The organism is Christiangramia sediminis (assembly GCF_020552705.1).
GTDB lineage: Bacteria > Bacteroidota > Bacteroidia > Flavobacteriales > Flavobacteriaceae > Christiangramia > Christiangramia sediminis.
Map to the genome: position 1 here is coordinate 783,333 of NZ_JAJBZG010000002.1, position 21,745 is coordinate 805,077.

26 protein-coding genes are annotated in these 21,745 nt (G+C 37.9%); 4 read left to right on the forward strand and 22 right to left on the reverse strand.

Annotated elements, in window-relative coordinates:
• Positions 1-2 precede the first annotated feature (2 nt).
• From rplX to rpsL, 16 genes are all read right to left on the reverse strand, one after another.
• Positions 3-314: a 50S ribosomal protein L24 gene (gene rplX / locus LGQ90_RS08060; protein WP_229339931.1), complete on the reverse strand. Its 312-nt coding sequence runs from the start codon at positions 312-314 to the stop codon at positions 3-5.
• A 12-nt stretch (positions 315-326) separates the two neighbouring features.
• Positions 327-695, reverse strand: a complete 369-nt coding sequence (gene rplN, locus LGQ90_RS08065; RefSeq protein WP_026933550.1) for a 50S ribosomal protein L14 — start codon at positions 693-695, stop codon at positions 327-329.
• 2 nt (positions 696-697) lie between these two features.
• Positions 698-955 (reverse strand): 30S ribosomal protein S17, encoded by a 258-nt coding sequence (gene rpsQ / locus LGQ90_RS08070; RefSeq protein WP_011710687.1) that lies wholly within the window; start codon positions 953-955, stop codon positions 698-700.
• Positions 956-973: 18 nt separating this feature from the next.
• The gene (rpmC, locus tag LGQ90_RS08075; protein WP_011710688.1) at positions 974-1,165 is read right to left on the reverse strand and encodes a 50S ribosomal protein L29; all 192 of its coding nucleotides are present in this window, start codon (positions 1,163-1,165) and stop codon (positions 974-976) included.
• A 10-nt stretch (positions 1,166-1,175) separates the two neighbouring features.
• Positions 1,176-1,595, reverse strand: a complete 420-nt coding sequence (gene rplP / locus LGQ90_RS08080) for a 50S ribosomal protein L16 (RefSeq protein ID WP_108172303.1) — start codon at positions 1,593-1,595, stop codon at positions 1,176-1,178.
• A 20-nt stretch (positions 1,596-1,615) separates the two neighbouring features.
• Positions 1,616-2,335, reverse strand: coding sequence for a 30S ribosomal protein S3 (gene rpsC, locus LGQ90_RS08085; protein WP_011710690.1), 720 nt, complete (start codon positions 2,333-2,335; stop codon positions 1,616-1,618).
• Between the two features lie 8 nt (positions 2,336-2,343).
• Positions 2,344-2,751 (reverse strand): 50S ribosomal protein L22, encoded by a 408-nt coding sequence (gene rplV, locus LGQ90_RS08090; protein WP_229339933.1) that lies wholly within the window; start codon positions 2,749-2,751, stop codon positions 2,344-2,346.
• Positions 2,752-2,756: 5 nt separating this feature from the next.
• Positions 2,757-3,035, reverse strand: coding sequence for a 30S ribosomal protein S19 (gene rpsS / locus LGQ90_RS08095; RefSeq protein ID WP_011710692.1), 279 nt, complete (start codon positions 3,033-3,035; stop codon positions 2,757-2,759).
• A 3-nt stretch (positions 3,036-3,038) separates the two neighbouring features.
• Positions 3,039-3,875, reverse strand: coding sequence for a 50S ribosomal protein L2 (gene rplB, locus LGQ90_RS08100; RefSeq protein ID WP_229339935.1), 837 nt, complete (start codon positions 3,873-3,875; stop codon positions 3,039-3,041).
• Between the two features lie 9 nt (positions 3,876-3,884).
• The gene (gene rplW, locus LGQ90_RS08105; RefSeq protein ID WP_011710694.1) at positions 3,885-4,175 is read right to left on the reverse strand and encodes a 50S ribosomal protein L23; all 291 of its coding nucleotides are present in this window, start codon (positions 4,173-4,175) and stop codon (positions 3,885-3,887) included.
• Between the two features lie 9 nt (positions 4,176-4,184).
• Complete coding sequence (gene rplD, locus LGQ90_RS08110; protein ID WP_229339937.1) at positions 4,185-4,811, reverse strand: 50S ribosomal protein L4; 627 nt, start codon at positions 4,809-4,811, stop codon at positions 4,185-4,187.
• On the reverse strand, positions 4,811-5,422 hold the full coding sequence (gene rplC / locus LGQ90_RS08115) for a 50S ribosomal protein L3 (RefSeq protein WP_089666504.1): 612 nt from the start codon (positions 5,420-5,422) through the stop codon (positions 4,811-4,813). Before rplC ends, rplD begins: the two co-directional genes overlap by 1 nt.
• Before the next feature lie 147 nt (positions 5,423-5,569).
• Entirely contained in the window at positions 5,570-5,875 is a 306-nt protein-coding gene (rpsJ, locus tag LGQ90_RS08120; protein WP_010519396.1) for a 30S ribosomal protein S10, read from the reverse strand.
• A 10-nt stretch (positions 5,876-5,885) separates the two neighbouring features.
• A complete protein-coding gene (gene fusA / locus LGQ90_RS08125) occupies positions 5,886-7,997 on the reverse strand; it encodes an elongation factor G (RefSeq protein WP_229339939.1) in 2,112 nt (703 codons plus the stop codon).
• A 6-nt stretch (positions 7,998-8,003) separates the two neighbouring features.
• Positions 8,004-8,480: a 30S ribosomal protein S7 gene (gene rpsG, locus LGQ90_RS08130; RefSeq protein ID WP_156274161.1), complete on the reverse strand. Its 477-nt coding sequence runs from the start codon at positions 8,478-8,480 to the stop codon at positions 8,004-8,006.
• A 23-nt stretch (positions 8,481-8,503) separates the two neighbouring features.
• Entirely contained in the window at positions 8,504-8,878 is a 375-nt protein-coding gene (gene rpsL, locus LGQ90_RS08135) for a 30S ribosomal protein S12 (protein ID WP_010230128.1), read from the reverse strand.
• A 331-nt stretch (positions 8,879-9,209) separates the two neighbouring features.
• Here rpsL and LGQ90_RS08140 point away from each other — a divergent pair, with 331 nt between their 5' ends.
• The 3 genes from LGQ90_RS08140 to rlmB all read left to right on the forward strand — a co-directional run bounded on the left by LGQ90_RS08140 (position 9,210) and on the right by rlmB (position 14,845).
• Complete coding sequence (locus LGQ90_RS08140; protein ID WP_229339941.1) at positions 9,210-12,422, forward strand: SusC/RagA family TonB-linked outer membrane protein; 3,213 nt, start codon at positions 9,210-9,212, stop codon at positions 12,420-12,422.
• A gap of 4 nt (positions 12,423-12,426) precedes the next feature.
• Positions 12,427-14,010: a SusD/RagB family nutrient-binding outer membrane lipoprotein gene (locus tag LGQ90_RS08145; RefSeq protein ID WP_229339943.1), complete on the forward strand. Its 1,584-nt coding sequence runs from the start codon at positions 12,427-12,429 to the stop codon at positions 14,008-14,010.
• Positions 14,011-14,110: 100 nt separating this feature from the next.
• Positions 14,111-14,845 carry a 23S rRNA (guanosine(2251)-2'-O)-methyltransferase RlmB gene (gene rlmB, locus LGQ90_RS08150; protein ID WP_229339945.1) on the forward strand — a complete coding sequence of 245 codons (735 nt, stop codon included), beginning with the start codon at positions 14,111-14,113 and terminating at the stop codon, positions 14,843-14,845.
• On the opposite strand, the gene LGQ90_RS08155 is transcribed toward rlmB, so the two are convergent.
• Positions 14,842-15,576: a rhomboid family intramembrane serine protease gene (locus LGQ90_RS08155; protein WP_229339946.1), complete on the reverse strand. Its 735-nt coding sequence runs from the start codon at positions 15,574-15,576 to the stop codon at positions 14,842-14,844. The two genes, rlmB and LGQ90_RS08155, sit on opposite strands and share 4 nt — an antisense overlap.
• A 79-nt stretch (positions 15,577-15,655) precedes the next feature.
• Here LGQ90_RS08155 and LGQ90_RS08160 point away from each other — a divergent pair, with 79 nt between their 5' ends.
• Entirely contained in the window at positions 15,656-16,930 is a 1,275-nt protein-coding gene (locus tag LGQ90_RS08160; protein ID WP_229339949.1) for a replication-associated recombination protein A, read from the forward strand.
• Here LGQ90_RS08160 and LGQ90_RS08165 read toward each other — a convergent pair.
• Genes LGQ90_RS08165 through LGQ90_RS08185 form a run of 5 tightly spaced genes read right to left on the reverse strand, consistent with a single transcriptional unit; the run spans position 16,927 to position 21,737 of the window.
• On the reverse strand, positions 16,927-17,769 hold the full coding sequence (locus tag LGQ90_RS08165) for a hypothetical protein (protein WP_229339951.1): 843 nt from the start codon (positions 17,767-17,769) through the stop codon (positions 16,927-16,929). The two genes, LGQ90_RS08160 and LGQ90_RS08165, sit on opposite strands and share 4 nt — an antisense overlap.
• Positions 17,766-19,175 carry a DUF5723 family protein gene (locus LGQ90_RS08170; RefSeq protein WP_229339953.1) on the reverse strand — a complete coding sequence of 470 codons (1,410 nt, stop codon included), beginning with the start codon at positions 19,173-19,175 and terminating at the stop codon, positions 17,766-17,768. The genes LGQ90_RS08165 and LGQ90_RS08170 overlap by 4 nt, the downstream gene beginning before the upstream one ends.
• A 1-nt stretch (position 19,176) precedes the next feature.
• Complete coding sequence (locus tag LGQ90_RS08175) at positions 19,177-19,749, reverse strand: hypothetical protein (protein ID WP_229339955.1); 573 nt, start codon at positions 19,747-19,749, stop codon at positions 19,177-19,179.
• 22 nt (positions 19,750-19,771) lie between these two features.
• On the reverse strand, positions 19,772-20,461 hold the full coding sequence (locus LGQ90_RS08180) for a YjjG family noncanonical pyrimidine nucleotidase (RefSeq protein ID WP_229339957.1): 690 nt from the start codon (positions 20,459-20,461) through the stop codon (positions 19,772-19,774).
• Entirely contained in the window at positions 20,448-21,737 is a 1,290-nt protein-coding gene (locus tag LGQ90_RS08185; protein ID WP_229339959.1) for a polysaccharide deacetylase family protein, read from the reverse strand. Before LGQ90_RS08185 ends, LGQ90_RS08180 begins: the two co-directional genes overlap by 14 nt.
• Between the last annotated feature and the right edge of the window lie 8 nt (positions 21,738-21,745).

Consider the following 21,745-nt stretch of genomic DNA (forward strand, 5'->3'; position numbering starts at 1 on the left):
AACTATATTACTTCATTAGATTTTTTAGAAAATCTCACTTTCTTTCCATCTTCTTCTCTGTAACCAACTCTTGTGGTCTCACCGTTCTTATCGATTAGTGAAAGATTAGAAATATGGATAGGAGCTTCTTTCTCCTTAATTCCACCTTGTGGATTAGAAGCACTTGGCTTCTCATGTTTAGAGATCATATTAACCCCTTCCACAATGGCTTTATTCTTTTCTATAAGTACCTTCTGCACTTTACCTTCCTGACCTTTATGGTCTCCAGCAATCACACGTACGGTATCTCCTGTTTTTATCTTAAGCTTTGTCATTTTCTTAATGTATTAAAGCACTTCTGGTGCCAATGATACAATTTTCATGAATTGCTTATCACGAAGCTCACGAGCTACAGGACCAAATACACGGGTTCCGCGCATTTCTCCCTGAGGACCTAACAATACACATGCGTTATCATCAAAACGGATATAAGATCCGTCTGGTCTGCGAACTTCTTTCCTGGTACGAACAACAACTGCTGTTGAAACTGCACCCTTCTTGATATTTCCGTTAGGGGTAGCTTCTTTTACACTGACAACGATCTTGTCTCCAACAGATGCGTATCTTTTCTTTGTACCTCCTAATACACGGATAGCTAAAACTTCTTTAGCTCCGGTATTATCTGCTACTTTTAGTCTGGACTCTTGTTGTACCATGGTTATTTAGCTCTTTCAATTATTTCTACTAGTCTCCAAGTCTTGGATTTACTTAAAGGTCGTGTTTCCATGATCTTTACAGTATCACCTTCGTTGCAGTCGTTATTTTCGTCGTGTGCTACGTATTTTTTCGTTTTTAAAACGAATTTTCCATACATAGGATGTTTTACTTTTTTCACTTCAGAAACCACAATGGATTTCTGCATTTTGTTACTTGTAACTACTCCTACACGCTCTTTTCTTAAGTTTCTTTTTTCCATCTTTCAGCAGAATAACAATTATTGTTGTTCTCTTTTAGTTAACTCTGTAGCTAATCTCGCCACGTCTCTTCTTACAGTTCTCAACTGTATCGGATTTTCCAACGGCGAAACAGCGTGAGCCATTTTTAAATCTGAATAAGCTTTTCTAGATTTCCCAAGCTCTTCTTGCAATTCTGCAACAGACAATTCTTTTACTTCTGATTGTTTCATAATTCCAATATTATTCTTGATAATCTCTAGCTACAACAAATTTAGTTCTCACAGGAAGCTTTTGTGCCGCAAGACGTAAAGCCTCTTTAGCAGTTGCCATTGGTACACCACCAATTTCAAACATTATTCTTCCTGGTTTTACTACAGCTGCCCAATATTCTACAGCACCTTTACCTTTACCCATACGTACTTCAAGAGGTTTCTTTGTAATAGGCTTATCCGGGAAAATTTTGATCCAGATAGATCCTTCTCTTTTCATATAACGGGTAGCGGCGATACGCGCTGCTTCTATTTGACGTGCAGTAACAAAACTAGAATCCATTGATTTGATTCCAAAGGTACCGTTGGAAAGTCTATGTCCTCTTTGAGACAAGCCCTTCATTCGGCCTTTTTGTTGCTTACGGTATTTCGTTCTTTTAGGTTGTAACATTTTTTCTTTCCTTTAAAAAATTACTTTCTACGACGTGATTTGTTTCCACCTCGTCCGGCACCGGATTTCTTACCTTGGTTTTTCGCAAGGCCAACAAGAGGCGAAAGCTCTCTTTTTCCGTATACCTCACCTTTCATGATCCATACTTTAACACCCAATCTACCATAAGTAGTGTGTGCTTCAACTAAAGCATAGTCAATATCAGCCCTAAAAGTTGACAAAGGTATTCTCCCATCTTTGTATGATTCTGAACGTGCCATTTCAGCACCATTTAGACGTCCAGAGATCTCTATTTTGATTCCTTCCGCGTTCATTCTCATTGCAGCCGCGATAGCCATTTTAATTGCTCGACGGTAAGAGATACGATTCTCAATTTGTCTGGCAACACTTGCTCCCACTAGGTGAGCATCAAGTTCTGGCCTCTTAATCTCAAAGATGTTGATTTGAACTTCCTTGTCGGTAATCTTTTTTAGCTCTTCCTTAAGCTTGTCTACTTCCTGACCACCTTTCCCAATAATGATACCAGGTCTAGCAGTAGTAATAGTAACGGTTACAAGCTTAAGCGTGCGCTCGATGATTACACGCGATACACTCGCTTTAGAAAGACGAGCATGGATATACTTTCTAATCTTATCGTCTTCGGCTAACTTATCACCGTAGTCATTACCTCCGTACCAGTTGGACTCCCAACCTCTAATGATACCAAGGCGATTCCCGATTGGATTTGTTTTTTGTCCCATACTATCTCTTAGCTTTGTGTATTATTGTTTTCTCCAAGCACTAATGTAACGTGGTTGGATCTCTTTCTAATTCGGTGTGCACGACCCTGTGGAGCTGGACGAAGTCTTTTCAACATACTTCCTCCGTCTACACGAATCTCTTTCACAAATAATTCAGCTTCTTCAAGATTTGCATCTTCGTTCTTTGCTTGCCAGTTGGCTATTGCGGAAACTAAAAGTTTCTCTAAACGATTTGATGCTTCTTTCTTGCTAAATTTTAGAATATGAAGCGCTTTTTCTACTTTTTCACCTCTTACTAGATCCGCCATAAGACGCATTTTTCTAGGTGAAGTAGGGCAGTTATTTAACTTTGCAAAAGCTACCTGTTTTTTGGCTTCTTTTATTTGCTCTGCTCTTTCTCTTTTACGAACTCCCATAGCTTCTATTTTCTACCTTTATTTTTTGCACCTGCATGCCCTCTAAAAGAACGTGTTGGTGAAAATTCTCCTAATTTATGACCTACCATGTTTTCAGTTACATAAACAGGAACAAATTGTTTCCCGTTGTGTACTGCTATAGTTTGCCCTACAAAATCTGGAGTTATCATAGAAGCTCTAGACCAGGTTTTGATCACGGCTTTCTTTCCTGACTCAACATTCTGAGCCACTTTTTGTTCCAGTTTGTAATGAACGAAAGGTCCTTTTTTTAATGAACGTGCCATATCTTATTTCTTTCTAGTCTTTCTACGTTCTACAATATATTTATTACTCGATTTTGTCTTAGAACGAGTCTTGAATCCTTTAGCAGGAAGACCTTTTCTAGAACGTGGGTGACCACCTGAAGCTCTACCTTCACCACCACCCATTGGGTGATCTACAGGGTTCATCGCTACTGGTCTTGTTCTTGGTCTGATACCCAACCAACGACTTCTACCGGCTTTACCACCGATCATTAGCTGATGGTCACTGTTAGAAACAGCTCCTATAGTTGCCATACATAAAGACAAGACTCTACGAATCTCACCTGAAGGCAATTTAATAGTAGCATACTTTCCTTCTCTTGCCAATAACTGAGCAAATGCACCAGCACTACGCGCCATTACAGCACCTTGTCCAGGTCTAAGCTCTATACAAGAAATAACAGTACCAAGAGGAATATTTGCCAATGGCATTGCATTCCCGATTTCAGGAGATGTAGCTTCATTAGCTGAAACTAAATTTTGACCTACCTGAAGCCCGTTTTGAGCAATAATGTACCTTTTCTCACCATCCTGATAATTCAGTAATGCGATAAAGGCTGTTCTGTTTGGATCGTATTCTATACTAGCAACAGTAGCAGGAATACCCTGCTTGTCACGTTTAAAATCGATAACTCGGTAACGTTTTTTGTGACCTCCACCTTTATAGCGAATGGTCATCTTACCTTGACTGTTTCTACCACCTGATTTTTTTATCGGCGCCAATAGGCTTTTCTCCGGCTTATCAGTAGTAATGGCGTCATACCCATTTACTACTCTAAAACGCTGACCAGGTGTAATTGGTTTTAATTTTCTAACTGACATTCTTTAATCTTAAAGATTACTATATAAATCAATAGTTTCACCTTCCGCCACCTGTACTACTGCTTTTTTATAAGCCTTAGTTTTACCAGTGATCATACCAGATTTTGTGAATTTGGTATTACGATCCGGGCGGACATTCATAGTTCGAACTTTAGTAACAGACACGCCATAAGCAGATTCGATCGAATCTTTGATCTGAATCTTATTTGCCTTGTTACTTACCACAAAAGTGAAGCGATTATTCATCTCACTATCTGCGGTAGCTTTTTCTGTAATAACAGGTTTAATCAAGATACTCATAACGGTTTATTAACTTAATTTCGACTCAATTCCTTCTAAAGATCCTTCTAAAAAGACAATGCTCTTCGCATTAAGTATTTTGTAAGTACTTAATTCTGAGCTACTTATCACTTCAGAGGTCTTTAAATTGCGCGACGACAAATATACATTTTTATTTGAGTCACCCAACACTATTAGCGATTTTTTACTTTCAATTCCCAGAGCCTTAAGAACTTCCATGAAGTTTTTAGTCTTTGGGGTATCAAATGAAAAATCTTCAATTACCATAATTGCCTTATCATTTGCTTTGATAGAAAGCGCAGATTTTCTTGCAAGACGCTTAAGGTTTTTATTTAATTTAAAACCGTAATTTCTTGGTCTTGGTCCAAAAACACGTCCACCACCTTTAAAGATAGGAGACTTGATACTACCTGCTCTTGCAGTACCAGTACCTTTTTGTTTTTTGATCTTACGAGTAGAACCCGCTATCTCTGCTCTTTCTTTAGCTTTATGAGTTCCCTGACGCTGGTTAGCCAGATATTGTTTAACATCAAGATAAACAGCGTGGTCATTAGGCTCTATAGCGAAAACAGAATCAGAAAGCTTTGCTTTTCTGCCTGTTTCTTTTCCTTTTATATCTAAAACTGCTATTTCCATTACTTACTAATGATTACGTATGAGTTCTTAGATCCAGGCACACATCCTTTTACTACTAAAAGATTCTTGTCTGCAACAACCTTTAAAACTCTCAGGTTTTCAATTTTAACTCTTTCACCACCCATTCTACCGGCCATCTTCATTCCTTTGAAAACTCTCGCAGGATAAGACGCTGCTCCAATAGAACCTGGTGCTCTTAATCTGTTGTGCTGACCGTGCGTGGCCTGCCCAACTCCTCCAAATCCGTGTCTCTTAACAACACCCTGGAAACCTTTACCTTTAGATGTACCTGCGATATCCACAAATTCACCCTCTTTGAAATGTTCCACGGTAACAGAGTCACCTAATTTGTAATCTTCATTATAACCCTGGAATTCAACGACTTTACGTTTTGCAACGGTTCCTGCTTTTTTAGCGTGCCCTTCAGCAGCTTTACCAACAGTCTTTTTGTCATCGAAACCAAGTTGAAGTGCTTCATACCCGTCAACCTCTTTGGTTCTGACTTGGGTAACCACGCATGGTCCAGCTTGTATCACGGTACATGGGATGTTTTTCCCATTCTCGTCGAAGATGCTGGTCATGCCGATCTTTTTTCCTATTAACCCAGACATATTTAATTAATTATTAATTGTTTACTTATTTAAAAAACTAAGGGCTGAAAAACACATTTCAGCCCTGAATTGTATCTTTCACCGTTTTTCCCTCGCGAAACGCTTAGGACATGTTAACCGCGCACCGTAGCGCGCGGAACTGTTTTATCACACTTTAATCTCTACTTCTACCCCACTTGGTAATTCAAGCTTCATCAACGCATCAATCGTTTTTGAAGAAGAGCTATAGATATCAAGCAATCTCTTGTAAGAGCTTAACTCGAACTGCTCTCTGGATTTCTTGTTCACGTGAGGTGAACGAAGAACAGTAAAGATTTTTTTATTTGTTGGTAACGGAATTGGTCCGGTAACAACAGCTCCCGTAGTCTTTACGGTTTTTACGATTTTCTCAGCAGACTTGTCTACCAGGTTATGATCGTAAGATTTTAGTTTTATTCTGATTTTTTGACTCATTTCCTTAAGATTATTCGTTTGCTGCTCCTCTTGCTGCTTTAATTACTTCTTCAGAAATATTTGAAGGAGTCTCAGCATAGTGAGAGAATTCCATAGTTGAAGTTGCTCTACCAGATGAAAGTGTTCTTAATGTTGTTACATAACCGAACATTTCAGAAAGTGGCACTTCAGCTTTGATTACTTTCGCTCCAGATCTGTCTGACATGTTGTTTACCTGACCTCTTCTTCTGTTAAGGTCACCAACGATATCACCCATATTCTCTTCTGGAGTAACAACTTCTACTTTCATAATTGGCTCAAGAATAACCGCTCCTGCAGATTTTGCAGCAGACTTATAACCCATTTTAGCCGCCAATTCGAAAGAAAGTTGATCTGAATCTACAGGGTGGAAAGATCCATCCTTAAGTTCAACCTTTAAAGTATCCATTGTAAATCCAGCCAAAGGACCATTTTTCATGGCTTCTTTGAAACCTTTCTCTACAGAAGGAACAAATTCTTTAGGAATACGTCCACCTTTAATAGAGTCAACAAATTGAAGTCCATCGCCTTCAAAGTCCTCATCTACAGGACCCATTGTAAACACAATATCAGCGAACTTACCACGACCACCAGATTGTTTTTTGTACACTTCTCTCTGTTCTGCTTCTCTGCGAACAGCTTCTTTGTACTCAACCTGAGGCTCTCCAACGTTAACTTCTACTTTAAACTCACGCTTCATACGGTCGATAATGATCTCCAGGTGAAGCTCACCCATACCAGAGATAATAGTTTGACCAGAATTTTCGTCAGTCTTAACAGTAAATGTTGGATCTTCTTCAGCTAATTTACCTAAAGCCATTCCCATCTTCTCAACATCTGCCTTAGTCTTAGGCTCAACAGCAATACCAATTACCGGCGCCGGGAAAGACATAGATTCAAGAACAATAGGGTGGTTTAAATCTGTAAGAGTATCACCTGTCTTAATATCTTTAAATCCAACAGCCGCTCCAATATCTCCAGCCTCGATACTATCTATAGGCTCTTGTTTATTAGAGTGCATTTGATAAATTCTTGAAATACGCTCTTTCTTACCTGAACGTACGTTCAATACGTAAGACCCTGCATCCAAAGTACCTGAATATGCACGGAAGAATGCCAAACGACCTACGAAAGGATCTGTAGCAATCTTAAATGCAAGTGCAGAGAACGGAGAATCTACATTTGGCTTACGACTTTCTTCTTTACCTGTGTCAGGATTTGTACCTTCAATAGCTTCAACGTCTACCGGTGAAGGAAGGTAACGCATTACTGCGTCAAGCATCGCCTGAACACCTTTATTTTTAAAGGCAGAACCACACATCATTGGAATGATACTCATATCTATAGTTGCAGCTCTTAATGCAGCAATGATCTCATCTTCAGTAATAGAACTTTCGTCCTCGAAGAATTTCTCCATCAATGCTTCATCATATTCAGCAACCGCTTCTACTAATTCTGCACGGTATTTATTTACATCAGCTTCTAATTCAGCAGGAATATCGATAGTATCATAAGTCATCCCATGATCCTCGTCATTCCAGATAATCGCTTTCTTAGAAATTAGATCCACAACTCCTTTAAAGTCAACTTCATCACCGATTGGAACCTGAAGAGGCACCGGGTTACCACCAAGCATTTCTCTTACCTGACGACATACGTTGAAGAAATCAGCTCCCTGGCGGTCCATTTTATTAACGAAACCTAAACGTGGAACTCTATATTTATCTGCCTGTCTCCATACAGTTTCAGACTGAGGCTCTACCCCGTCTACTGCAGAAAACAATGCAACAACACCATCAAGTACACGTAATGAACGCTCTACCTCTACGGTAAAGTCAACGTGACCTGGAGTATCAATAATATTAACTGTAAATTCTTGATCACGGTACATCCACTTACAGTGTGTAGCCGCAGAAGTAATGGTAATACCACGCTCCTGCTCCTGCTCCATCCAGTCCATAGTGGCAGCACCATCATGAACCTCACCTATTTTGTGACTTATACCTGTATAATAAAGGATACGCTCTGTTGTAGTGGTTTTACCCGCATCAATATGAGCCGCAATTCCGATATTTCTAGTAAATTTTAAATCTCTTTGTGCCATGTTGTTTTAGAATCTAAAGTGAGAGAATGCTTTGTTAGCTTCAGCCATCTTATGAGTGTCTACTCTTTTCTTAACAGCAGCTCCTTCTTCTTTCGCAGCAGCAAGAACTTCAGCAGCTAATTTAGCAGCCATAGATTTCTCATTTCGCTTACGAGAGAAGCTGATTAACCACTTCATAGCGGTAGACACCTTACGGTCTGGTCTTATCTGCATTGGAATTTGAAAAGTCGCACCACCAACACGTCTACTTCTCACTTCAACATGAGGCATAACGTTAGATAGAGCATCTTTCCAGATTTCTAATCCAGATTTCTCTTCGTCTTGTTTCTTTTCTTCTACGATCGCAATAGCGTCATAGAAAATTTTAAAGGCAACCGATTTCTTACCATCCCACATCATCATGTTCACAAAACGTGTTACAAGCTGATCATTAAATTTTGGATCTGGTAAAAGAGGTCGTTTTTTCGCCTGTCTTTTTCTCATTTCTTTACATTAAAAGTTTTTAATTACTTCTTTGGGCGTTTTGCTCCGTATTTAGATCTACGCTGAGTTCTACCTTCAACACCGGCAGTATCTAGCGCACCACGAACAATGTGATATCTAACACCAGGCAAATCTTTTACCCTTCCACCTCTAACCAATACTATCGAGTGCTCTTGTAGATTGTGTCCTTCTCCCGGAATGTAGGCATTCACCTCTTTTCCGTTAGTTAACCTTACCCTGGCTACTTTTCTCATAGCCGAGTTTGGTTTCTTAGGAGTTGTTGTGTACACACGTGTACAAACACCTCTCCTTTGAGGGCACGAATCTAAAGCAGCCGATTTACTCTTCTTGGTTATTTTGGCTCTTCCTTTTCGTACTAATTGTGAAATTGTTGGCATAATTTCCTATACACTAATTATTAATAAAATTTACTCCCCTGTTTTTTAGGGTCTGCAAAGGTAGAAATAAAAAAATATAATTCAAATATTATCTTATTTATTTAATTTAGAATTCTTTAAATATTACAAATAATGTTCATTTATCATTTAACATTAGATACACAGCCTTTAAAAGCACCCGTATAATCTCATACACATACAGATAGAGTGTAATTAATAAATAAGACAACTACTCAAACATTAATTTTTTGAAAGATTTTAAAAATAAAAGCTTGTTTAATTAACCATTTATTAGCACATTTGGCACTGGCTAATTCAAACAAATTTAAAAATGAAAGCAAAATTTAGTAGTATTTTAACGCTATTACTGGCGTTTGTTGTGCAAATAACCTTTGCGCAGGAACAAACGGTGTCCGGTACGGTGACAGACCAAGATGGTCTACCGCTACCTGGAGTTACCGTTATTATTAAAGGAACATCCACTGGTGTACAAACAGATTTTGATGGTAACTATAACATTGAAGCTACCCAATCTGACGTTCTAGTATTCTCTTTTGTAGGGATGAAAACAGCGGAATATCCAGTTGGAAGCACAAACATTGTAGATGTAGTGCTGGAAACGGATACCGCTCAACTTGACGAGGTAGTAGTTACCGCCTTAGGTATTACGAGAGAGAAAAAATCTCTTGGTTATGCTTCCCAACAACTTGATGGTGAAGAAATAACAAGATCTCGTAATTCTAATGCACTTAACTCTCTTAGCGGACAGGTTGCCGGTGTACAAATCACAAACAACAGTGGTCAACTTGGAGGTTCCACTAGAATTGTACTTAGGGGTGTAGGTTCTGTAACCCAGGGAAATAAGCCACTTATTGTAGTGGACGGAATTCCATTGGACAACTCGAACTACAACACTGAATCTGCTCAAGATGGTGGTGGTGGATATGACTTTGGTGATACCGGTTTTGATATCAACCCAGATGACATTGCGAGTATGAACGTACTAAAAGGTGGTGCAGCAGCAGCACTATATGGTAACCGTGCAAACAACGGGGCAATTATCATAACTACCAAGTCTGGTAAAAAAGGTAAAGCAGAAGTAACAATTAATTCAGGTGTTAGTTTTGAAAGCATCAACATTATACCACAAGTACAGAAATTGTACGGTGGTGGTGGCGGAAACGCACTTACAATCGAGCAGTCTGGTTTTGAAGAGGCAACTATCGATGGTACTACATACAATATTGTTGATTATGGTACTGATGAGTCTTGGGGACCTAGATATGATGCAAACACTGAAGTTCTTCATTGGGATGCATTTGATCCTGAATTTCCAAACCAGTACTTAAATCCAAGACCTTGGGTTTATCCTGAAAATGACAAAGAAGATTTCTTTGACACTGGTGTTAGCATCAACAATGGGGTTGCTTTTTCATTAGGATCAGAAAAGTCTACAATGAGACTATCTTTAAACAATACTCAGTCTAAAGGTATTGTTCCTCAGAGTGAACTTGACAAAACAAGTTTAAACTTCAACGGAACTTCTCAGCTTAGCGACAAGTTAAAAATTGATGCAGGGATTAACCTTACAGTTACTGATGGTTATAACCGTCCTGCTTTTGGATATAGTGGGAATAGTGTAATTCTTCAATTCTTCCAATTCGGTCAGACTCAATTGGATTATGAAAGATTAAAAGACTATGTACTTCCTAACGGAACTCAGAGAACATGGAATAGAATTGCATTTGACAATCCTAACCCAAGATATACAGACAACCCATACTGGATTATCAATAAAAATTATTCAGAAGATAAACGTACAAGATGGTTTGGTAACGTAGGCGGACAGTATAACTTTACTGATGGTCTTTATGTTACTGCAAAAATGTACATGGATAATTATGATTTTAAGACAGGTACAAGAATCGCAGAAGGATCTCAGGCTCAGTCTAATTATGTAGAAAACCAAAGAGATTTTACAGAGATCAACTATGAAGCAATCCTTCATTATGATACTGACTTATTTGACGATCTTTTAAATGTGAACACCTTTGTAGGAGCTAACAAGAGAGATACTAAATTTAGCCGTTTAGCAGGAAATACCCGTGGTGGTCTTGCAGTACCAGAAATTTACAACCTAGGTAACTCAGTAGACGATCCGGCGCTTCTTGATTATAACGAAAATAAACAAATTGAGTCTGTTTTTGGGTCGGCTTCATTCGGATATGATGACATGTTATATCTTACCGTAACAGGTAGAAATGACTGGTCTTCTACACTTCCAGAAGAAAACAATTCTTTCTTCTACCCGTCTATTAATGGTAGTTTTGTGTTCTCTCAAGTATTAGAGGCAGATTGGCTATCATTTGGTAAACTTCGTGGTGGTTATGCAGAAGTAGGATCGGATACAGACCCTTACCAATTAAGAAACACTTTTGATAACAGAAGTGCATTTTTTGGAAACATTCGTTACACTCAGCCTACTGCAAATAGAAATCCTAACCTAAAGCCAGAGAGAAAAACTACCTGGGAAGTAGGTTTAGAAATGGGATTCTTGGATAACAGAGTTAATTTTGACGTAACTTACTATAACGAAGAAACTGATGATCTAATTACACCGGTACAGGTTGATCCTAGTACAGGTTATGGAAGTACTTTTGCTAACGCAGGAAAACTTGCTAACAAAGGTATTGAAGCATTAGTTAACATTACTCCGGTAAAAACTGAAGATTTTGACTGGAATGTAACCTGGAACTTTGCTAAAAACGAGAATGAATTATTGGAATTACTTCCAGGTGTTAATTCATTAGAGATTGCAAGCTTCCCATTTAAAGGAGTTACTTTAAATGCGATTGTTGGTGAACGTTACGGTATCATTAGAGGTACAGATTTCGTTTATGATGATGCAGGAAACAAAGTGGTTAGTGCAGGTGGTAGGTATTTATCTACTTCAACTGTTCGAAACCTTGGTTCTGTTCTTCCAGATTACAACATGGGTATCAGAAACTCTTTCAGATATAAGAATTTTGATTTTGGATTCCTTATCGATATGCAAAAAGGTGGTGTTTACCGTTCATTAACGAACATTTGGGGTAACTACTCTGGTATCTTAGAAGGTACTGCTGCTAATAACATCCGTGAGGAAGGTATCGTGATAGATGGAGTTACAGGTGATGTAACATTCAACAACGATGGTTCTTACACTGTAACTAATACTGCTGAGAATACTACAGTTATTCCTGCTCAACTTTGGGGTGTAGACCATTATTTTGGTCCTGATGCTCAAAACGTATTTGATGCAGATTACTGGAAACTTCGTGAAGTAAGTCTTGGGTATACTCTTCCTAAGAATTGGATGGGTGAAACTGGAATTGAATCTGTAAGATTTAGTGCTTTCGGAAGAAACCTTTTAGTATGGGGATTAGATAACGAAAACTTTGATCCTGAAGTCGCTACCGGTGGTAGTGGTAACATTCAAGGTTCTGAAGGTGGATCTTTACCTTCTACAAGAACATATGGTCTTAACGTAGAAATCAAATTATAAGAAAATGAAAAAGATTAATAATACAATATGGATGTTATTCCTGGGATTGATTCTCACATCATGTGGAGAGGATATTGCAGACGTTAACAAAAATCCAAATAGTCCGGAAGTGGTCCCGACTAACACAATTTTTAACAGTGCCACTAAAGAATTTACCGATTTTTCAAGAAGTTCTTTTAACAACGGTAGATTAGTTCTTAACTGGATGGAGTATTGGGGACAAAACTCATATGCTGATGAGGATCGTTACCTATACAGAGAAGCCAGTGCAGAAGGTCTTTACACAAACACTTATTTAGTAGCAACTGACCTTAAGCAGATCATTGATATAAACACAGATCCTGAAACAGCAGGTAGTGCTTCAGCAGTTGGAGCTAATGAGAACCAGATCGCAGCTTCTCGTATCATGTTGGCTTATATGTTTCACCAATTGACTAATACATTTGGTGATGTACCTTACTATTCTTATGGTACTGAAGATCCAGATTTCCAGGCTCTACAGGTTGATGAGTTTTTATCTCCTGTTTTTGCACCTCAGGAAAAGATCTATGCAGACCTACTTAAGGAATTACGTGAATCTGCTGACATGATCAATACTTCAGAGCCTGTTTTCACTTCTGGTGATAACATTTTTAACGGAGATCCAGTAAAATGGAAGAAATTCGCTAACTCTTTAATTCTTAGAATTGCGACAAATCTTTCAGAGGTTGATCAGTCAACTTATGAGTCTGCTGCTTCAGCTGCTATTGCTGATGGTGTTATGACTTCTAACGCTGACAACGCTGTTCAGTCTTACGAAACATCTGATGCAACTGCATCACCATGGTGGTCAGCATTCATTGGTAGAACAGACTTTGCAGTAGCTGCTCCGTTCGTAAACCTTCTTAAAGGTGATACTGGTAATTATGGTCCAGATCCAAGACTTTTTGAAATGGCTGCTCCTATTTCTGTAGACATTGAAGATATCAAGGATAATTCTTACGAAAGAAGCGAAGATTATAGTGATTACGAAGGTGTTCCTTATGCATTCCAGAATGCTAATGATCTTCCTTTTACTGTATATAGTTTCCCAAGTAGTAAAATTCTTTCTCCTGACTACGGTGAGGTATTGATGGAATATGCTGAAGTAGAATTTCTTCTTTCAGAATATAATGACTGGAGCCAGGACAACTATGAGAATGGTGTAAGAGCTTCTATGGAAAAATGGGGAGTAGACGCTGCTGATATTGATGCTTTTGTTGCCTCTCTTCCAGCTGCTACTGAAGAAACTGTTTTAACACAGAAGTATGTTGCTTTATACATGCAAGCTCACCAATCTTATGCTGAGTATAGAAGAACTGGATACCCAGATACTTCTATCTTATTCTTACCAGGAGAATCCTATACACTTCCTGCCGTTCAGGCAGCTGAAACAGATGACGATACATACGTATTTGAAGCTGGTGTAGAAGGAGCTACAGATCTTCCTGCAAGACTTAGATATCCAGTTATTCTTCAAACATTAAATGGAGATAACAGAGCTAATGCAGTATCTGAATTAGACAACGGTGATACAATCTTCAGTACTTTATTCTGGGATGTAAACTAATTAGTCACTTCATATTCTATTTAAACCACCCTTTTTGAGGGTGGTTTTTTTATTATATAAATTTAAACCCAGAAAATATTTTAAATATTAACTTTGCAACATGGAAGAAACTACGAGGATTTTTGGAATAAGAACGGTCATTGAAGCTATTGAAAGCAACAAGGATATAGAAAAGGTATTTATACAAAAAGGACTTTCCGGACCTCTATTTCAGGAATTGAACCGGCATCTAAAAGATGGTAATTATAATATTTCGTATGTTCCTGTTGAAAAGCTCAATAAACTAAGTAAGGGTAATCACCAAGGAGTCGTTGCCAATATATCCCCCATTAGCTTTGTAAGTCTTGAAAAGCTGGTAGAAGATTCCCAAAATTCTTCTACTACGCCCCTATTTATTTTGCTGGATGGTCTTACCGATGTACGGAATTTTGGAGCTATTATAAGAACTGCAGAATGTTGTGGGGTTACCGGAATTATCATTCAGGAAAAAGGCTCTGCTCCTATTAATGCCGACACCGTAAAGACTTCCGCAGGAGCCGTATTTAATGTCCCCATTTGTAAAGTCAATCACATTAAAGATGCAGTTTTTCATCTTCAGACCTATGATATAAAAATGATCGCTGCTACCGAGAAAACAGATGATCTCGTTTATGACATCGATCTAAAGCAAGCTATTGCAATCATAATGGGTGACGAAGCGAAAGGAGTATCCAACTCAATTTTGAAAGCCGCAAATTATCGTGCAAAACTACCAATGCTAGGAAACATTGCTTCACTAAATGTTTCTGTTGCCTGCGGAGCATTCCTTTATGAAGCGGTAAGACAGCGTATTTAATCCTTTTTGGGATTTTCCTTATAGATATAATTGAATTCATTTTCTTCCGGATCATCCTCCTCTATTGGTAAATTTTCAATGAAATTTCCATCTTTATCAAAGTGTCTCATAAAAAGATCATCTTCTTCTGAATAATCAGGCTTTTGCCAGGAATATTTTGGCGGTTCAGGGATGTTTTTTCTGAATATCAATGACAGACCAAATCCACTCAAGAGTCCAGAAAGATGCCCTTCCCATGAAATTGAAGGATCTATTGGCGTGACATACCATACCAGGCCTCCATAAACAAATACAACGATAAGAGACAAGGCTACCAGGCGATAATGCTTTGAAAAAACACCTTTAAAGAACAAAAAAGATGCGAGTAAATAGATAATTCCACTGGCCCCAATATGATTTGCAGATCTTCCAATTAACCATGTAAGTAATCCCGTTGAAACGAGACCGATGAGAAGTACTTTCCAGCTTATAGGTCTGTAGAAATAGAAAAGCGCAAGGGATAATATAAATAAGGGTATGGTATTATTGAAAAGATGCTTTATATCTGAATGAATAAATGGCGAGAATATGATTCCCCGTAAACCAATAATTTCACCCGGTCTCACTCCAAACGAATTGAATTTTATCCCAAACCGCACTTCGATCCAGAAAACGATCCAGATCAAAAGCACAAATAAAAGTGGAAAACCAATAGTTCCACTCGTAAAAACAAAAGGTGAGGATGTTTTCAAATTTTCTTGAATTTTAATTAATATTACAAAAAACCATCCAAACTAGATTGGATGTAATCCTGTCAGATTTAATATTGCTATGAATCAACCACTGGCCGAAAGACTACGCCCAAAAACTCTCGAAGACTATTTAAGTCAGCAACATCTTATTGGGAAAGATGGGGCACTTAAGCAACAGATCAAACAGGGAATAATTCCATCCATGATCTTTTGGGGTCCACCCGGCGTGGGAAAAACAACGCTTGCTAATATTATTGCAACAGAATCTGGAAGACCATTCTTTACCCTAAGCGCCATTAGCAGCGGTGTTAAAGATGTACGTGAAGTCATTGAAAAGGCAAAAAAGAGCGAAGGATTATTTACGACAAAAAGTCCTATACTATTTATTGATGAAATTCACCGCTTTAGCAAATCACAACAGGATTCACTATTAGGAGCAGTGGAAAAAGGCTGGGTTACCTTAATCGGAGCCACTACTGAAAATCCCAGTTTTGAAGTAATTTCAGCCCTGTTATCGAGATGTCAGGTTTACATTTTAAAACCATTTTCAAAAGATGACCTTGTAGCACTGCTTAAAAGAGCAATGAAGGAAGATAAGATCATCGCTGCAAAAGATGTGAAATTAAAAGAATCGGAAGCCCTGTTAAGACTTAGTGGTGGGGATGCCAGAAAACTACTGAATATCTTCGAACTTTTAGTGACCTCTGCAGAAAAGAATGTCGAGATCACGAATGAACTTGTTTTATCTAAGGTTCAGCAGAATACTGTTCTATATGACAAAACAGGAGAACAGCATTATGATATTATTTCAGCATTTATAAAGTCTATAAGAGGAAGTGACCCCAACGCAGCAGTTTATTGGCTGGCCAGAATGATTGAGGGTGGTGAAGATGTAAAATTCATTGCCCGTAGATTATTGATCCTTGCAAGCGAAGATATTGGAAATGCCAATCCTACCGCCTTGGTGATCGCCAATAATTCTTTTCAGGCTGTAAATACCATTGGTTATCCTGAAGCGAGGATCATTTTGAGTCAATGTGTGACTTATCTGGCTACTTCCCCTAAAAGCAATGCCGCCTACATGGCTATCAACGAAGCCCAGAGCCTTGTTAAGAAAACGGGCAACCTATCTGTACCTCTAGCCATAAGGAATGCCCCTACTAAGCTTATGAAAGATATTGGCTACGGGAAAGAATATAAATATGCCCATAATCACGAAGGAAATTTTGTGGCAGCAGAATTTATGCCTGAAGAAATAAGCAATACTACCCTTTATAAACCCGGAAACAACCAACGTGAAAATGCCCAACGTGAGTTTCTAAAAAAAAGATGGCAAAAGAAATACGGATATTAATCCCTTAATTTATAGATTAAAGTTAACTTCTTACTATCCTGTTTATTGAGGTATTCCACGATGAGATCTCCTTTTTCATTAAAATAGGCAACACCCTGGTTGGTTAGAGAATTATAAATATAACTCTCCCCCTTATTCGTTTCTATCAAGATAGCTATTGGATCTGAAGAATTTTCCTGAAATAATCCCAGTCCCTGAGTAGTTTCTTTAAGATTATAATTTTTGCCTGAATACTGATACTGTTTATCAAATTTATTTAATTCTTCAACCTCTATTCCCTCTTCCCTCCCCTTTTCTTCGTTTAAGTCTTCATAAATTTCAGGTTCTTCAACAATTTCAGACTCCTCGATTTCTTCAGCTACTGGTGGAGCATCTGTCTTTGTTTCTGCAGCTTTTTTTGGCAAATCAGCCTCCACATAGGCATAATCTATTTCTTCGATTGAAGTAAATGCATCTCGTAAGGCTTCCTGGTAAGCCACCTGGTAATCTTTCTCCCGGCTTCTACCCTCTTTCGTTTCAAAAACCACCTGATCATTGCAGTCTACAAGTTTCAGTATAAGTTTAGTTACAAAAAGCCCGGAATTATCTTCAAGCTTTGTTTGCAAACCCAAACACCCTTGCTGTTGTAAGTCGTTTGGTTTGTTTTCAGTCTTTATTAACGTGTTAAATCCATTTTGCTCGAATAGAAACTTGGTCAAGGAATTCAGTCTGTATTCATCTACTTCTCCGGTAAATTCAAAAGTTTCTGGAATAATTACATATTTATAATCATTAATCTCCTGTGCCGAGGCAACAAATACAAATCCAAAGATGAATAGGTACGATAGTAATTTTTTCATAAATCCTTAAATATAAATTGTAAACCCAGTTGCAAAGATGCACTGTTGGCTTTAGCTAAGTTAGTATAACCAATAATATCATTTGCGGCAAGATAGATATTAAAATTCTCAAAACGTGAAGAAACCATAGCTCCCAGTTTAGTAATCGTATACTCATCTACGCCATAAGCCAGCCGAAATCTTAAATTGTCATTTACTTTTCTATCCCAATAAGCAGTCACTCCGTAAGTGGGCCCTTTTGGTCTATTTACTCCCGAGATCAACATCCCAAAAAGATTCATAAACCTGGGTCTTTTGCTGATAAGATAATCACAGGGCAGGATTGATTTGCCTGTTCCAAACTCAAAAGATGCATTAAATTTTAAGGGACGCCAGGTATTATAGGCATTGGTCGTCGTTTCTTCATTAAGGTTTCGATCAAGTCGTTCTTCAAAAACATCCCAATAAGGGATAGCAGCTTCATTTTCATCCAGCTCTGGAAATAAGGGCTCCAGTCCATTGGTTTGAAAAGACCCGAAATAAGTATAATTCTCAATATCCTTCTGATGGAACATTAAACCAAGATCCTGTATAGACGCATTAATCGAAAACTGATCTGTCACCCGGTAATTAAATCCCAGATCTACCCCCAGTCCAACATTTTGCCCAAAAAAAGACCTACTTAAAAGTTCTGCAACCGCTTCATCTACGGTCATACCTTCCTCATTTTTCAAAGAAGCATATCCAGAAGTATTGACGGTGACATCTAAACCTAAAACTTCATGACGATAAAAATTAGGTCCTCCTGGCGTCTCGAGAGTTCTAAAAACCCCTTTATTATTGGTGCTTTCAGCGTTAAAGATCCCCGAATATAATTTAAACCTACCTCCAACGGTTAGCTTTCTATCTACTTTATAATTAAAACCTGCATGGTAAACGGTTAGAATTTCTCCTGTGAAACTTACATCTGAAAACTTAAAGTCCTGGTTAATATTATCCGCATTTCCCTCGAAAGCGAGTAATGCCGGGTCTTTAGGGAAATATGCAAAAATATCCATCTCCTGATAGATTCCTGTTGAAAAATAGCCTCTGTTACCCATCTTCCATCCCAGGGATAAAATTTCTATTTGTTCATTAACAGAAAAAAAATCCCCGGCAGTAATACTATTCATTACATTACGAACTCGTTGGTTAACATTAGAATCTTCATTAGAAAAGATGTCATACGCAGTAACTCCGGTAGAACCCGCTGAAAGATGTATCTGAGAAAAAAACGGAATCCCAATGTGTCGGGTAAAATCTATCCTGGCACCCGGATTTTGAAGCAAGGATTGCGGTAAGTCATCCACGTTATAAAGCAAAGGTCTATTTTGACCAAAACTGAATACTGAAATTGACAGGAATATGATAAAGGCAAGCTTCCGCATATTAAAATTCAAACTTAAAAAGCCCTTTTGAAGAAAAATCTAACTCCCCTTCCATGTCTTTTCCGTCGCCAATTATTTCTAACTCCACGAGCATTTTTAAAGATCTCCTAACTTTTCCAATATCGCCACGCTCAACAACATATGTAGTATCTACTACCGAAGGCGAATCTATAGACCCGGGTGGAATATCGTAATTTACAGCGAATTGATTTCTATCGTTCTCAGATAAAAACCGAATACTGCTTTTAATTAAATAAGGGAATTTATTTTCGTGTTTGAACCTAAACTCAGCAAACATAAGTCCGTCCTGGATGTAATCGTCATCCAGAAATTCCAATCTAACGGTATCGCGAATTACAGAGGTAAAAGCGTTGGTTTCAGAATCCAGAAAGTCTGTATTGTCAATTTTATAATACAGGAGATCTACTTCAAGATCTGGAGTTAGCTGGATATCCTGCGCCTGTTCAAAGTCCACATCTTTGAAACAGGAGGTCGTTAAAAAGCTTAATAAGACCAGTAAAAGCGGTATTTTAAAGAGACTATTGCGAAACACGAATAAGGCTTTCTTTGCCAACGAAAATACCTATTCTTTATTATTATAAATAATTTAGAAGTTCATTTAACTTTTGGATTTGGGGATGTTGATTTTGAACACCTTGCCCTTCAGAATTCAGATAAATAACCTGTAAGCCAAAATCATAAGCCCCAAAAATATCAGCTTCAAGATTATCTCCGATCATGACCGATTTTGATTTATCTGCCCCACTTTTTTTAAGCGCTTTTTCAAAAATAAGCGGATGTGGTTTTTTTACACCGGCATCTTCTGAAGTTGTAATAGTATCAAAATACTCCAGAATAGCTGAATTACGCATTTTCTTGTATTGGACTTCTTCAAAACCATTGGTAATAATATGCAGTTTATATTCGCTTTTTAAGTGCTCCAGAATTTCTATACTCCCTTCCAGCAAATGATTATTATTAGGAAGATATTCTATATAATTTTCTGCAATTAAATTGATCGTGGAATCCTGGGCCTCGAACATCAACCTATCAAAACTATCTTTTAGTCTACCATATCTCAGGGCTTCTTTACTAACTGAATTATTTCTATACAATTCCCAGTATCTGAAGTTTATAGGCATGTATACCTGCAAAAACTCCTCTATATTTAATTCGATTTTCTGCTTTTCAAAAACCTCTTTAAAAGCTAAAGCTGAATTACGGTCAAAATCCCAAAGTGTATGATCCAGATCAAAAAAGATGTGTTCTATATTAGTCAATTTCATGGATTTGTTTTAAAAGAGAATAATATAATTTATTATCGGCATAATCTGAAAAATCATGATTACTGAAAACTGCCCTGAACATTCCCCGTACTTCTTTCACTTCCAGTAACATTCTGGAAATATCTTCTCTTAGTTTCGTTTTAGTCATTTTATCAACAACTTTGGAATGAAAAGCATAAGGGTGAACACGCAAAGGCGTGGTTACTTCCATATTGATATCATAAAACAAATATGGTGAACAGGTCCCAGCCCTAAATCCCGGATTATCTGGATAACCCATAGAATGATCATTATGGATCTCCAATTCAGTAAGATTATTATATTGATCTGGCAATCTTAAATTATACTGGGAATTCATTGCATGTTCCACGGGACTATGAATAATTTCCTCCAATCTTAATTTTTCCTTTCGAAGGCTTTTTACTTCATCCATAGCATAATAACCCATTAGCAATCCTACTTTAGCATAATCTGCCACAGATTTAATGACGGCCCTGTGTGGAATTCTATTATGACTAATATTGCGATCGTGTATAGAAAAATCACTTAGCTGAAACATAAAGAGCATAAAGATCTTATGTTCCTTGATCAAATTAATTAGATCTTCAAAGATATCATGAGGATCTTTTTTTAATCTTACCCATACCTGAAGTCGATCTACAACTTTTCCCAGGTTCAGCTTAAAAAGATCGAACCAAAGACCAATAAAACTTCTTAGGAAACCTTTATTTTTAAAAATGAACGTATGGTTGGATTCTACGATCGTACCTACTCTATATTTCCTATCTGAAAATTTAAGATTGGGAAACCGGTCTAAAAAGATATCTCTGAACTTGAATGCCCAGATATCCACCACGGGTTTATGCAAAAAACTTTCCTGATATGCCAGACTTTCGGCCGCAGGAAATCTTCCATCTTCATCTTTTACATGCGGCAAATATTCCTCATAGCGGCTTAAGAGATAAAAAGAGGCTGCAAAAATATCAAAAGGCAGATCACTGGCTTCGGGTAAAGGGAAAAAACACACCGTATCATCCCAGGGCTGAACCTTTATTTCCAGCTCTGAAAACCCCTGTTCCATCAATAGATCCACTTTCTGAATAAAAAATTCATTCCCCAGAGCCTGACGCCCATAAGATAATTTGGCTCCATCATGGGCAATAAATTCTTCAATTTTAGAAGTAAACTTAATTGGAATTCCCAGGATATGCGTACAAAGGTGTTTAAACACATATATTATCCTTGGAGTGACTTTCTGGGTGTAGATCAATAACATTCAAAGCT